This is a genomic window from Cellulomonas sp. 73-92, from assembly GCF_001898175.1.
Lineage (GTDB): Bacteria > Actinomycetota > Actinomycetes > Actinomycetales > Cellulomonadaceae > Cellulomonas.
Window position 1 is genome coordinate 253049 of record NZ_MKTH01000013.1, and the last position, 12743, is coordinate 265791.

Here is a 12743-nt window from a genome sequence, read left to right on the forward strand (position 1 = left end):
GGTCGGGTGAGATCAGCCGAGCAGCCGGGGATACTCCGCCGCCTCCCCCAGCACGTTCTCCGCCAGGAACGCGAACACCGTGCCGTACCAGATCGCCGCGTGCTGCGGTGACAGCACCCAGTGGTTCTCGTCGGGGAAGTAGAGGAACCGGTGGGGGGTGCGGCCCTCGTCGTCCGCCGCGAGCCGCGAGTGCGCCAGCAGCTCGTACCAGAGCCGCAGGCCCTCGCCGATCGGCACGCGGTAGTCGTGGTCCCCGTGGACGACGAGCATCGGCGTCGTGATCTCGCCGACGTGACGGTGCGGCGAGTTCTCCAGCGCCATCTCCGGCGTCATCTCGCGCCGCCAGTAGAACGCCGCGTCCGTCGTCGGCCCGAACTGGTCGAGCGCCCACAACGACGCGTGCGTGACGATGGCGCGGAACCGGTCGGTGTGGCCGGCGACCCAGTTCGCCATGTACCCGCCGAACGACCCACCCATCGCGGCGGTCCGGGACGGGTCCACGTCGTCCCTGGTCAGGGCGGCATCCGTCGCCGCCATGAGGTCGGTGAACGGGTTGCCGCCCCACTGCCCCCAGCCGCGCTGCACGAAATCCTGCCCGTACCCGAGCGACAGCGCCGGGTCCGGCAGCAGCACCGCGTACCCGCGAGCGACGAGCAGCCACGGGCACCAGCGCCACGACCAGTCGTTCCACGAGCCGAGCGGGCCGCCGTGGATCCACAGCAGCAGCGGCGCCTGGTGGTCGGCCGACGCGCCGTGCGGGAGGGCGAGCCAGGCGCGCACGCGGGTGCCGTCCACGCCGACGGTCTCGATCTCCTCGAGCCGGCCGGGCAGCTCCGGCAGGGGCGCGGGGGCGGGCAGCGGCTCGGTCGCACCGGTCGCGAGGTCGATCCGCACCGGGTGCGCCGGCGCCAGGTACGACGAGCGCAGCGCGTACGCCGTGGCGCCGTCCGGCGACACCTGCACGTTGTGGAACGCCGCGTCGTCGCCGGTCACGCGGGTCACCGAGCCGTCGAGGGTGGCCCGGAACACCGGCGCGCGGCCGTCGTCGTCCGCGACGACCAGCAGGCCCGACGAGTCCGGCAGCCACTCGACCGCGTCCGGCCAGCGGTCCCAGTCCGCCGTCAACGGCCGCACCGGCCCACCCTCGAGCGGCACCAGGGCCAGGTCGATGCGCGGCGCGCGCTGCGGCGTCGAGACGAACTCCCGGTGGAAGACGACCCACCGGCCGTCCGGCGAGATCGACGGACCGAAGACGTCGTACGCCTCGTCGGCCACCAGCGTGCGGCGCTCGTGGGTGGCGACGTCGATCGCGACGAGCGAGCTGCGCTGGTCGGCGGCGGCCCGGAACCCGGTCCAGCCGGTGACCAGCGTCGTGCCGTCCGGGCTGAGGGCGGCGTTCTGCTCGTCGAGCGCCCGCCCGGCACCGGGCGTGACGTCGGTGAGCGCCACCCGTGGCCCGACCGTCCCGGCGGCCTCCGGCTCGGTGGACAGCGTGCCGACGAACCAGTGCGGCTCGTCGGGGCCGAGGTCGTGGTCCCAGTACCGCACGGGGTAGCCGGTGTGCAGGATCGCGGCGACCTTCTTGTCCTTGCGGTCCTTGCGCAGCTGCTCGTCCTGCTCGTCGTCCGCCGCGTGGGGCAGCACCCCGGAGCCGACGACGAGCGCGGGTGCGCCCTTCGCGACGCCGAGGTCGCCGAGCCCGGCCTTGCGGTGCGCGACGACGCGCGCCTCCCCGCCACGGGCCGGCAGCAGCCACAGGTCCGTGACCTCGTCGTCCGCGTCCTTGGCGTCCGGGTCGGGGCGGCCGGACGTGAAGAGCAGGTCGCCGGCGGGGGTGAAGGCCGCGCCGCCCTCGCCCTTCGCGCTGCGCGTCAGCCGCCGCGCGGGTGCGGCCCCCGTCGGGTCGATCTCCCACAGCGCGGTCACGTACTTGGTGGACTTGGGGTCGAGCGTCTGCACCGAGGTCACCAGGCGCGAGCCGTCCGGGGACAGCGCCAGACCCGAGAGGCGGGGGATGGCGAGGTAGGAGTCGAGGTCGTCGAAGGCCGTCACCCGGCCTGTCTATCACGACCGCCTCGGCCTACCGTGACCGCATGGACGCGCGCCCCCGCATCTTCGCCATGACCTTCGCCAGCATCCACCCGCTGTACGTGCAGAAGGCCGAGCGGAAGGGCCGGACCAGGGCCGAGGTGGACCAGGTGATCACCTGGCTGACGGGGTACGACGAGGCCGGCCTCCAGCGCGCCATCGACGACGGGGTGGACCTGGAGACGTTCTTCGCCCGGGCGCCCGGCCTCAACCCCGACGCCTCCCTCATCACCGGGATGATCTGCGGCTATCGGGTGGAGGAGATCGCCGACCCCCTCATGCAGCGGATCCGCTGGATGGACAAGCTCGTCGACGAGCTGGCGCGCGGCAAGGAGATGGCCTCGATCCTGCGGGGCGCGGGTGTGGGCGGCCGGGTCTAGCGTCGCCGGGCATGGAGATCTCGTTCATCGCAGGGTTCGGTCCCATCACCCGCGGGGACGGCGCGCGGGACTTCTGGGGCGGGATGCTCGGGCTGCCGCTCGCGGAGATCGCGCCGGGCTACTGGGGCGCCGACGAGGACCGGCTGCCCGGTGCCAAGGCGTTCGCCCTCTGGCCGCTCGCGCACGCGGCACAGGCGGTCTTCGGCGCGGACGGCTGGCCGGCGGACCTGCCCGAGCCGCAGGCGTGGGTCGAGCTCGACGTCGCCTCCCGGGAGGCCGTCGCCGATGCGGTGAGCGAGCTGGAAGCTCAAGGGCAGCGGGTGCTCACCGCGGCGCACGACGAGCCCTGGGGCCAGACGACGGCACGCCTGCTCAGCCCCGAGGGTCTGCTGGTCGGCGTGACCTACACCCCCTGGATGCACGCCTCGGAGCCGACGGCCTGAGCCGCGCACCGGCGGCCGCGCCCAGGGCCGGTGCTAGGCGTCGGGCTTCGTGTCGTGGTCGGCGAGCCGCGTGAGCATCGCGTTGTACTCGTCGAGCTCGACGTCGCCCTCACGCTCCACGCGGCGGTCGCGGCGGCGTGCCACCCGCTCGTCATCCCGTGCCCAGGCCATGGCGACGCCGACCGCCAGCGCCAGCGTCGGCAGCTCGCCGATGCCCCACGCTATCGACCCGCCGAGGCGCTGGTCGGCCAGGGCGCTCGGACCCCACGTGCGCCCCATGAGCCCGAACCACTCCGCGACGAGCAGCTCGTTGCCGCTCATGAGCGTCACGCCGAAGAAGGCGTGGAACGCCATCGTCGCGAACAGCAGCAGCAGCCGCTGGGCGTAGGGCGGCCGCCTCGGTCCGGGGTCGATGCCGATGAGCGCGTTCGCGAACAGGTACCCCGCCAGGCTGAAGTGCACCACCATGAACAGGTGCCCCTCGGGGGTGCGCAGCGCCCAGCCGAACACGTCCGAGTAGTAGAAGACGATCATCGAGCCGGCGAAGTTGACGGCGGCGACCACCGGGTTCGACATGACGCCCGCCACCCGGCTGTGCACCAGCGCCAGCAGCCACTCACGCGGGCCGCGCGAGTCGTCGCCCGGCGCGGTCGCGGCACGGGCGGGCAGCGCCCGCAGGGCAAGCGTCACCGGCGCGGCGAGCACGATGAGCACCGGCACCACCATGACCAGCACCATGTGCTGCACCATGTGCGCGCTGAACAGGACGTGGCCGTAGACGTTGGGGCCGCCGTTCGTCGTCCACCCGAAGACGACCAGCCCGACGACCCAGGAGGCCGTGCGCGCCCACGGCCAGGCATCGCCGCGAGCGCGCAGCCGGTGCGCCCACCGCAGGTAGACGACGAGCCCCGCCAGCGTCGCCGTCAGCGTGATCGGCTCGACGCGCCACTGCGTGAACCAGGTGGCGCCGACCAGCGCGGGCGGCAGCTGGTGGCCCGTGAGGAGGTAGGCCGGGGTGGGGTCGGCCGGCGCCACCGCGGCCAGCGGCGGCGCCGAGCCCGCGAGCGCGACCGCGACGCCCGACACCGCGCCCATGACGACGAGCTCGACGAGCACCAGCCGCCAGAACGGCCATCCACCGCCGCTCCCGATGCGCGGGATCGTCACGCGCCGGTGGGCCAGGCCGAGGAGGCCGAGGGTGCCCAGGAGGGCCGCCTTCGTCAGGATGAGCACGCCGTACCGCGTGCCGAGGCCGCTCCAGCCGCCCAGGCGGACGATCCCGTTGACGACGCCGGAGAGCCCGACGCCGACGAGGCACCACCCGGCGATCACCGAGTAGCGGCGGACGGCCGGCCCGAGCCCGTCCCCCAGCCGGCCGTTCAGCACCGCCAGCCCACCGAGCCCCCCGACCCAGACCGCGGCACCCACCAGGTGCACCATGAGCGAGCCGGTGGCCAGCTCGTGGTTGGCGGCGCCGGCGGCGTGACCGGTACCGGCCTCGAGCCACAGCGCGGCGACGGCCAGGAGGCTGGTCCACGCGGCGCCCGTCGGGGTGCGGACGACGAGGGCGACGGCGGCCAGCACCGCGACGGCGACGACGATCCCGAGGAGCGCCCGGCCGACGCCCACCTGGGTGGCGAACAGCGACAGCTCGGAGCCGAACTGCGACGAGCTGAGCGGGCGCCCCGCGACGGAGCCGTAGGTGAACACGAGCTCGGCGACGGCCAGCACGGTCCACGTGGCGGCCGCGAACGCGACCAGCCGCATCCCCGCGGGCCACGACGCGCCGCCGCTCGGGCGCGGCAGCACCGCGACGACCAGGACGAGCCCGCCGGTGGTCATCGCGGCGGCGAGCCGGGTCAGGGACGAGACGACCGGCAGGCCCCAGCGCACGACGCCACCGGGGTCGCCCAGGAGGACGGCGGCGGCGGCGCCGCTGAAGGCCACCCCCACGAGCGCGGCCGCGACGGCGAACGCGACGAGGAGCGCCGGCGACGCGGCGAGCAGGTCACGGGCCCGGGCGGGCACGGCGCGGTCGGGAGGCGTCGCCGTCGGCGGCGTCGGGGTGGCGGTCGCCGTCATGCCCGCGACCTACGCCCCGCCGGCCGTACCCGAGTGGTCGACACCGTCCTTCGCCGCCAGGCGGCGCAGGCTCCGCGCACGGCCGAGGCGCACGGCGACGAGTGCGAGGACGACGAGCACGAGGATGCCGATCCCGACGCGCGTGTTGGTTCCCGATGCCGCGACCGTGTCCGCGCCGACCGGGCTTCCGGCCGGCACCGTGGCCGATGGTGACGGCGCCGGCGCAGCGGTCGTCGGCGCGGCGGTCGCCGGCTGCGTGGTCACCGACTGCGGCGGGGCCGAGGTCGTCGGGTTCGTCGCCGTGAACGTGAACGTGCCCGTCACCGGGTGCCCGTCGACCGACGTCACCCGCCAGTCGACGTGGTACGTCCCGGCCGGCCGCGACGCAGCGAGCGCCTGCTGCACCGTCGTGGCCTCCAGCGTGACGTCGCCCTGCGAGACCACCGCGCCGTCCGGGCCGGTGACGACGATCTGCGTGCCCAGGGCGATGGCCGGCTCGGCGAACGTCAGCACCACCCGGTCGGGGGCGACGTCGACGGTGGCGCCGTCCGCCGGCGCCGTGCCGACGATCTCGTCGTGCGCCGCCGCCGGGCTCGCGCCCAGCACGACGACAGCGGCCGCGGCGAGCGCCACCAGCACGCGCCGCACATGTCCTCCCGGGGTCGCCATGTCCTCACCGTAGTGCGCGGCTCGGCGGCGCCACTCCCAGCGAACGCACAGGTCGCTCGCCTCGCCGCCGTCACACGGCCGGGTTAGCGTCCGGTCCAGGCGAGCGTGGAGGTGGCCGCATGGGGACAGGCCCGACGAGACGCGAGGTGCTGGCCGGCGCCGGCCTGCTGGCGGGGGCGGGGGTGCTGGCGGCCTGCGGCGTGGGCTCGTCGGGCGGCGGCCGGGGACCCGGCGGCCAGAGCACCGGGCCGCTGGCGGCGGTGGCGAACATCCCGGTCGGCGGCGCGGTCGCCGCGACGCTCGACGGCCAGCCGATCCTGCTGACGCAGGCGAAGGCCGGCACGATCGTCGGGCTCTCGGCGATCTGCACCCACCAGGGCTGCACGGTGCTCCCCCGCGGCGGCCAGCTGCTGTGCCCGTGCCACGGCTCGATCTACGCGCTCGACGGCTCGAACGTCAGCGGGCCGGCACCGGCGCCGCTCCCGCCGGTGGCGGTGCACGTCGTCGGCGGCGAGGTGCTCGGTGGGGCGGGCTGAGCCGTGACGCGCACCCGGACGGCGTGGGGGCTGCGCGTCATCCTCGCGGTGTGCGTCGTCGTGTCCGGTGTCGTGCACTACGCGCGGTGGCGCACGGGCATGCGGTACGTCGACATCGTCGGCCCGGCGTTCCTCGTCAACGCCGTCGCCGGTGTGGTGATCGGCGTGCTGCTGCTGGTCTGGCGGCACTGGGTCCCGCTGTTCCTGGCGTTCGGCTTCGGCGCCGCGACGCTCGGCGCGTTCATCGTCGCGACGAGCCCCCTCGGGCTGTTCGGCGTGCACTCCCGCTGGCAGGGCACCGCGGAGTGGACGTGCGCCGTCACGGAGGCCATCGCCATCGTGCTCGGCGCGGTCGCCCTCGTCGTCGAGCGCGAACGGGCCACGGCCGCGCGCGCGTAGTGCTTCGATACCCCCAGCGGTCCGGCTCAGGCCGCTCACAGGGGGTTCCGAGTGAAGACGCTCGTCGCCGGCGCCGTCGCCGGCGCTGTCGCCGCGCTGCTGTGCTCCGCCGCGCTCGGCCTGACCGCGGTCCCCGCGGCCGCGGCAGACCCCACGGCGCCGCCTGACCCGGGACAGACCCAGGCGGTGACCTCACCCGACCCGGTGGTGAGCACGCCACCCACCACCCCACCGCCCCCGCCCGGCCCGGCCGACGTGCTCACCCCCTCCGCCCCGGAGATCACCGCCACCTGCTCCGTGCTCGGGGCGATCGTCAAGGACCTCTACGCCACCGGCGGGAGGCTGGGCCTGGGCTGGACGCCGGTGGGGACGGGTGAGCCGGCGATCACCCACATGGCCGGGCCGATGGACGTCAGCGTCGGCGTGATGTACGAGCCCAACTACCTCTACGTCGACACGGCGATGAGCTGGCGGATCGTCGTCTGGCGCGCCGACGGGACGATCGCCTGGGACGAGCGCGGCACCACGACGCCGTGCCCGGCACCCCCGCTCCCGCGCCACGCCGAGCTGGTGAAGCCCCCGAAGCCCCCGTGCGGCTCGACGCTCGACGACGTGGCGTGGCCCTCCACCCCCGGCGTCGTGTACTCGCACGACCAGTGGAACGGGTACGCGCGCCTGCTCCCGGGGTGGGAGTGGGTGAACGCGAACTTCAACGCGATCACGGGGTGGTGGTTGCCGGGCGGTACCAGCAGCGTCGAGGCGACGGTCGTCTGGCTGCCGCGCCAGCTGATCCTCAACCCGACCGGCAGCTGCGGCGCCAACGTGACGCCCCCCGAGACCTCGCGCATGGACAGCCCGTGCTGGTCCGGCCTCGCGAACCCGAAGCCCTGCCCGACACCCGTGCACAACGGCCCGAGCACGCCGGGCTCGGACACCACGACGATGCCGTATCCGCCGACGGCGACAGCGCCGCCCGTCGCCATCACGACTCCCGCGCCTCCCGCGCCCCCGCGGGCGGTCGCCACCGCGACAGCGGTCACGACACCGTCGCCTCGGCCCTCACCGTCCGCGACCGCGAGCGTGCAGGCGGCCGCGAGGGTCGCCACCGCGACCGGACTCGGTGTTGCCGGCGGCCTGACCGGGGCGTGCGTGGTGGCCGCGGCGGGCGCCTTCTTCGTGCGCCTGCGTCGCCCTGGGCGGGCGAGCGACGAATCGGATGGCGAGGAGGGCCGGTGAGGGCCGTCGTGGGCTGCGGGGCCATCCTCCTCGCTGGCCTCCTCTGCGCCGGCGTCGCCGGCGCCGCGGTCGCCGACGAGACCCCACCGCCCGACCTGGCCGCGTCGACGCCGCCGTTCGAGACACCGATCGTGCGGGTCAGCTGCGCGAACGTGACCGTCTTCGAGGCGGGCAGCGCGAGTCGGGTCCGCATCTCGTCCACGCCGACCGATCCCGAGGCAGGACCGCCCTGGCCGGCCAACGACCAGTCGCTGCTGCCGGAGCCGATGGTCAACTTCTCGGGCCAGTACGACTTCGCCAATGCGGCCTGGTCATGGAACTGGACCGTGGACGTCTGGGACATGGGCGGTGGCCAGTGGACGGCGTCCGGTACGACGACCCCCTGCCCCAGCCCTCCCTACATCAAGGGCTACCTCACGCCGGCCAGGCCGACCGTGAACGCCATCTGCGGCGCGACGCTCGACGACGTCCACTTCCCGATGACGCGCCACATCACGTACTGGCACGACGCCACCGCGTGGTACGCCACGGCCGAGCGGGGCTGGACGTGGGCCGAAGGGTCGCTCGGACCTCCTCACGTGGGATGGATCCCACCGGACAACGTGCCCTCGAACCAGGTGCAGACCGTGCACATCGACGGGTACGACCTGCTCCGTCCGCCAGCCGGCTGCGGCCACATGGCTCCGGGGCCGTACGACCCCCAGCCGGCTGCACAACGCTCGACCGCGCCGCGGGGCGACGTCGCTGCGTCCTCGGTCGCGACATCGGCTCCGACGACACCGTCCATAGAAGCGGCCGGCACCACCGCGACGGCGACCGCGACACCTGCCCCGAGCCCAGCACCGACGGCCGCGAGCCCCTCGCCCAGCCCGACGGCGACCCCGGCGACCCACGGGCAGCACGGTTGGGGCACCACGACAGGTATCGGCGTCGCCGGAGGTGTGGCCGGCGCGTCCGTGCTGGCCGCGGCCGGCGCCTTCGTCGTGCGCCGGCGGTTGCGGCCGACGCCGAACGGCGTGGTGCTCGACGAGTCCGGCGAACCCGAGACGCTCGACTAGCCCCAGACCAGCCCGCGGGCCGGGTCCTGGAGCACGGCGGCGACGTCGGCGAGCACGCGCGAGCCGAGCTCGCCGTCGACCAGGCGGTGGTCGAACGACAGCGCCAGCTGCGTGACGTAGCGCGGCTTGACCTTGCCCTTGTGCACCCACGGCTGCTGCCGGATGGCGCCGAACGCGAGGATCGCCGCCTCACCCGGGTTGAGGATCGGCGTCCCTGTGTCGATGCCGAACACCCCGACGTTGGTGATGGTGATCGTCCCGTCGGCCATCTCCGCCGGGCTCGCCTTGCCCGAGCGCGCGTGGGCCGTCAGCTCGGCGATGCCGCGGGCCAGGCCGAGCAGCGACAGCCGGTGGGCGTCCTTGACGTTGGGCACCACGAGCCCGCGCGGCGTCGCGGCCGCGATCCCGAGGTTCACGTAGTGCTTGTAGACGATCTCCTGGGAGTCGTCGTCCCAGGTCGCGTTGACCTCCGGGTGGCGGTGCACGGCCAGCAGCAGCGCCTTCGCCGTGATGAGCAGCGGCGTGACGCGCACGTCCGCGAACTCACGGTCGGCGCGCAGCCGCTCGACGAGCTTCATCGTCTCGGTGACGTCGACGGTGTGGAACACCGTGACGTGCGGCGCGGTGAAGGCGCTGGTCACCATCGCCTCGGCGGTGCGCTTGCGCACCGAGCGGACCGGCACCCGCGTCTGGCGGCCGTCCGCGGAGACGGTGCCGCTGGCCAGCCACGGCCGGTCGTCCTCGGCGTAGGTGGCGAGCTCCTTGGCCTGCGCCCGCGCCGCGTACTCGAGCACGTCCTCGCGCGTGACGATTCCGCCCGGCCCGGTGGCGGCCACGGAGTCCAGCTCCAGGCCGAGGTCGCGGGCGAGCTTGCGGACCGGCGGCTTGGCGAGCGCGTGCCCAGGGCCGTTCTCCACCACGGTGCCCGACGAAGGCACGGTGCCCGACGAGGGCACGCTGCCTGACCGTCCCGCGCCCGAGCGGTCGGTCGACGAACCCGCACCGACCCCGGCCGGCGGGACCGCCCCCACGCTGCCGTCGCCGAACGTGACGGTGCTGCCCGTGATCACGGCCGTCGAGCCACCGGCGGGCGCCACCGCGACGCGCGCGCGTCGTGAGGTGGCCGCACCGGCGGTCCCGTACCCGACGAGCACCGCGCCACCGCCCGCGGACGCCGGCTCCGCGCCGGCCTCGTCGTCCGCCGCCGCGGCCGGGGCGGCCTCCGGCGTGGGAGCCGGGGCGGACCCCGTGGGGTCGGTGTCGATCTCCACGATGGGCGTGCCGACCAGGACCGTGTCGCCGGGGGTGGCGAGCAGCTGCGTCACCACGCCCGCCCACGGCGAGGGCAGCTCGACCAGCGACTTCGCCGTCTCGATCTCCACCAGCACCTGGTTGACGGTGACGGTGTCGCCGGGGGCGACGTGCCACTCGACGATCTCGGCCTCCGTCAGGCCCTCGCCCGCGTCGGGCAGGAGGAACTGCTGCATCACCGGCATCTCTCAGAACCCCATCGCCCGGTCGACCGCGTCGAGCACCCGGTCGAGGCTCGGCAGGTAGTCGTGCTCGACCTTCGCCACCGGGTACGGCATGTGGAACCCACCGACCCGCAGCACGGGCGCCTCCAGGTGGTAGAAGCACTCCTCGGTGACGCGCGCCGCGACCTCCGCACCGGCGCCGTACAGCACCGGCGCCTCGTGCACGACGACGCAGCGGCGCGTCTTGCGGACCGACGCCGCCACCGTCGGCAGGTCGAGCGGCGACAGCGCCCGCAGGTCGACGACCTCGATGGACGTCCCCGATGCGGCGGCGGACTCGGCCGCCCCCAGCGCGGTCGCGACCGTCGGCCCGTAGGCGACGAGCGTCAGGTCGGTACCGGCGCGCACGACGCGGGCGGTGTCGAGGATCGACAGGTCGGCGCCGGCGCCATGCGCCGTGCCCGACGGCCCCAGGTCGACCTCGCCCTTGTCCCAGTAGCGGACCTTGGGTTCGAAGAACAGCACCGGGTCCGGCGACGCGATGGCCGCGCGGATCATCGTGTAGGCCTCGGCCGGCGACGACGGCGAGACGACCCGCAGTCCCGCCGTGTGCGCGAACAGCACCTCGGGGGACTCGCTGTGGTGCTCGACCGCGCCGATGCCGCCCGCGTAAGGGATGCGGATGACGACCGGCACCGTCAGCTGGCCGCGCGAGCGGTAGTGCATCTTCGCCAGCTGCGTGGTGATCTGGTCGAACGCGGGGAAGACGAACCCGTCGAACTGGATCTCCACCACCGGCCGGTAGCCGCGCAGGGCGAGCCCGATGGCCGTGCCGACGATCCCGGACTCCGCCAGCGGCGTGTCCACGACGCGGGTCGAGCCGAACTCGGCGTGCAACCCGTCGGTGACCCGGAAGACCCCGCCGAGCCGGCCGACGTCCTCGCCCATGATCATCACGGACGGGTCGTCGGCCATGGCTCGGCGCAGGCCGGCGGTGATCGCCTTGGCGAACGTCAGTCGCTGCACGCCGCCGGCGGGGGCGGGGACCGCCGGCCGGATCTCGGTCGTCGTCATCGCCCGCTCCCCTCGAACGAGGCCTCGTAGGCCTCGAACCACTCACGCTCGGTCTCGACCACCGCGTGCGGGGTCGCGTACACGTGCTCGAACATCCGGTCGGCCGCCGGGCGGCCCATCGCGCGCACCTGGGTGCGCAGCCGCTCACCGAGGGCCTCGGCCTCGCCGGCGAGCTCGGCCCGGAACACCTCGGGCAGCTCGCCGAGCCGCTCGAGGTAGGCCCGCAGCCGGTCGATCGGGTCGCGCTGCCGCCAGTGCTGCTCCTGCTCGGAGGTGCGGTAGCGGCTGGGGTCGTCGGACGTGGTGTGCGCACCCATCCGGTAGGTCAGCGCCTCGACGAACGTCGGCCCGCCGCCCGTGCGCGCCCGCTCGAGCGCGGCCGCCGTGACCGCGTACACGGCGACGACGTCGTTGCCGTCCACCCGCACCGACGGGATGCCGAAGCCGGGGGCCCGGTTGGCGATCGGGGCGATCGCCTGGCTCGTCGTCGGCTCGCTGATGGCCCACTGGTTGTTCTGGCAGAAGAGGACGAGCGGCGCCTGGTTGACCGCCGCGAAGACCATCGCCTCGTTGACGTCGCCCTGGCTCGTCGAGCCGTCGCCGAAGTAGGTGAGGACCGCCGTGTCCCGGGAGGCGTCGCCGGTGCCGACGAGCCCGTCGCGCTGCACGCCCATCGCGTAGCCCGTCGCGTGCAGCGGGTGCGCGCCGACCACCAGCGTGTACAGGTGGAACCCGTGCGCCACGGGGTCCCAGCCGCCGTGCTCGACGCCGCGGAACAGCCGCAGCACGTCGACGAGGTCCACGCCGCGCACCAGCGCCACACCGTGCTCGCGGTAGGAGGGGAACACGTGGTCCTGCGGGGCCAGCGCATACGCCGAGCCGATCTGCGCGGCCTCCTGGCCCAGCGCCTGCGCGAACAGCGCCAGCTCGCCCTGCCGCTGCAGGGCGGTGGCCTCGACGTCGAACCGGCGGGCCAGCACCATGTCGCGGTACATGCCACGCAGCGTCTGCGGGGTGAGCGACGCCGCGTGCTCGTCGTACGCGGGAGATGCGATCCGCTCGCCTGCGGGGGTGAGCAGGCGGACCAGGCCGTCCTCGGAGAGGGGGCCGAGCGGGGAGTCGGTCACGTGGTGCTCCTTCCGGCCGACCGGGGCGCCGAACCTACGCCAGCGTAGGCTACGGTCCCGTAGGTTTCTCCACAGGGGCCGCCGACAAACCGGTCCGCCGCGGTTTGTCGACACCCCACTGATCACTTTCCTGACGTCCCGGTCGTGATCCACAACGAGAACTTCACGGAACCGGT

Annotated in this window: 12 protein-coding genes; 6 read left to right on the plus strand and 6 right to left on the minus strand. The window is 74.5% G+C overall.

Translation table 11 applies throughout. The features are described from left to right. Window positions 1-12: 12 nt before the first annotated feature. Window positions 13-2052 (minus strand): alpha/beta fold hydrolase, encoded by a 2040-nt coding sequence (locus BGO37_RS07845; RefSeq protein WP_291753700.1) that lies wholly within the window; start codon window positions 2050-2052, stop codon window positions 13-15. A gap of 41 nt (window positions 2053-2093) precedes the next feature. Between BGO37_RS07845 and BGO37_RS07850 the strand changes: the two genes are divergently transcribed. Beyond that, window positions 2094-2468: a DUF2200 domain-containing protein gene (locus BGO37_RS07850; protein ID WP_291753701.1), complete on the plus strand. Its 375-nt coding sequence runs from the start codon at window positions 2094-2096 to the stop codon at window positions 2466-2468. Window positions 2469-2479: 11 nt separating this feature from the next. Beyond that, window positions 2480-2911, plus strand: coding sequence for a glyoxalase (locus BGO37_RS07855; RefSeq protein WP_291753703.1), 432 nt, complete (start codon window positions 2480-2482; stop codon window positions 2909-2911). Window positions 2912-2944: 33 nt separating this feature from the next. Here the strand turns inward: BGO37_RS07855 and BGO37_RS07860 are convergent, their stop codons facing one another. Both BGO37_RS07860 and BGO37_RS07865 read right to left on the minus strand, forming a co-directional pair. Then, window positions 2945-4993, minus strand: a complete 2049-nt coding sequence (locus BGO37_RS07860) for a bifunctional copper resistance protein CopD/cytochrome c oxidase assembly protein (protein WP_291753704.1) — start codon at window positions 4991-4993, stop codon at window positions 2945-2947. 9 nt (window positions 4994-5002) lie between these two features. Beyond that, entirely contained in the window at window positions 5003-5662 is a 660-nt protein-coding gene (locus tag BGO37_RS07865) for a copper resistance CopC family protein (protein ID WP_291753706.1), read from the minus strand. A 119-nt stretch (window positions 5663-5781) separates the two neighbouring features. Between BGO37_RS07865 and BGO37_RS07870 the strand changes: the two genes are divergently transcribed. Genes BGO37_RS07870 through BGO37_RS07885 form a run of 4 tightly spaced genes read left to right on the plus strand, consistent with a single transcriptional unit; the run spans window position 5782 to window position 8891 of the window. Further along, the gene (locus tag BGO37_RS07870; RefSeq protein WP_291753707.1) at window positions 5782-6198 is read left to right on the plus strand and encodes a Rieske (2Fe-2S) protein; all 417 of its coding nucleotides are present in this window, start codon (window positions 5782-5784) and stop codon (window positions 6196-6198) included. Window positions 6199-6201: 3 nt separating this feature from the next. Next, the gene (locus BGO37_RS07875) at window positions 6202-6597 is read left to right on the plus strand and encodes a hypothetical protein (protein ID WP_291753708.1); all 396 of its coding nucleotides are present in this window, start codon (window positions 6202-6204) and stop codon (window positions 6595-6597) included. Window positions 6598-6648: 51 nt separating this feature from the next. Further along, complete coding sequence (locus BGO37_RS07880; RefSeq protein ID WP_291753709.1) at window positions 6649-7833, plus strand: hypothetical protein; 1185 nt, start codon at window positions 6649-6651, stop codon at window positions 7831-7833. Continuing rightward, complete coding sequence (locus BGO37_RS07885) at window positions 7830-8891, plus strand: hypothetical protein (RefSeq protein ID WP_291753711.1); 1062 nt, start codon at window positions 7830-7832, stop codon at window positions 8889-8891. The genes BGO37_RS07880 and BGO37_RS07885 overlap by 4 nt, the downstream gene beginning before the upstream one ends. On the opposite strand, the gene BGO37_RS07890 is transcribed toward BGO37_RS07885, so the two are convergent. From BGO37_RS07890 to pdhA, 3 genes are read right to left on the minus strand one after another with little or no spacing between them, the layout of a single operon-like run. Continuing rightward, window positions 8888-10387 carry a dihydrolipoamide acetyltransferase family protein gene (locus BGO37_RS07890; RefSeq protein ID WP_291753713.1) on the minus strand — a complete coding sequence of 500 codons (1500 nt, stop codon included), beginning with the start codon at window positions 10385-10387 and terminating at the stop codon, window positions 8888-8890. The two genes, BGO37_RS07885 and BGO37_RS07890, sit on opposite strands and share 4 nt — an antisense overlap. A 3-nt stretch (window positions 10388-10390) precedes the next feature. Further along, window positions 10391-11440, minus strand: coding sequence for an alpha-ketoacid dehydrogenase subunit beta (locus tag BGO37_RS07895; protein WP_291753716.1), 1050 nt, complete (start codon window positions 11438-11440; stop codon window positions 10391-10393). Next, window positions 11437-12567 (minus strand): pyruvate dehydrogenase (acetyl-transferring) E1 component subunit alpha, encoded by a 1131-nt coding sequence (gene pdhA, locus BGO37_RS07900; protein ID WP_291753718.1) that lies wholly within the window; start codon window positions 12565-12567, stop codon window positions 11437-11439. The genes BGO37_RS07895 and pdhA overlap by 4 nt, the downstream gene beginning before the upstream one ends. Between the last annotated feature and the right edge of the window lie 176 nt (window positions 12568-12743).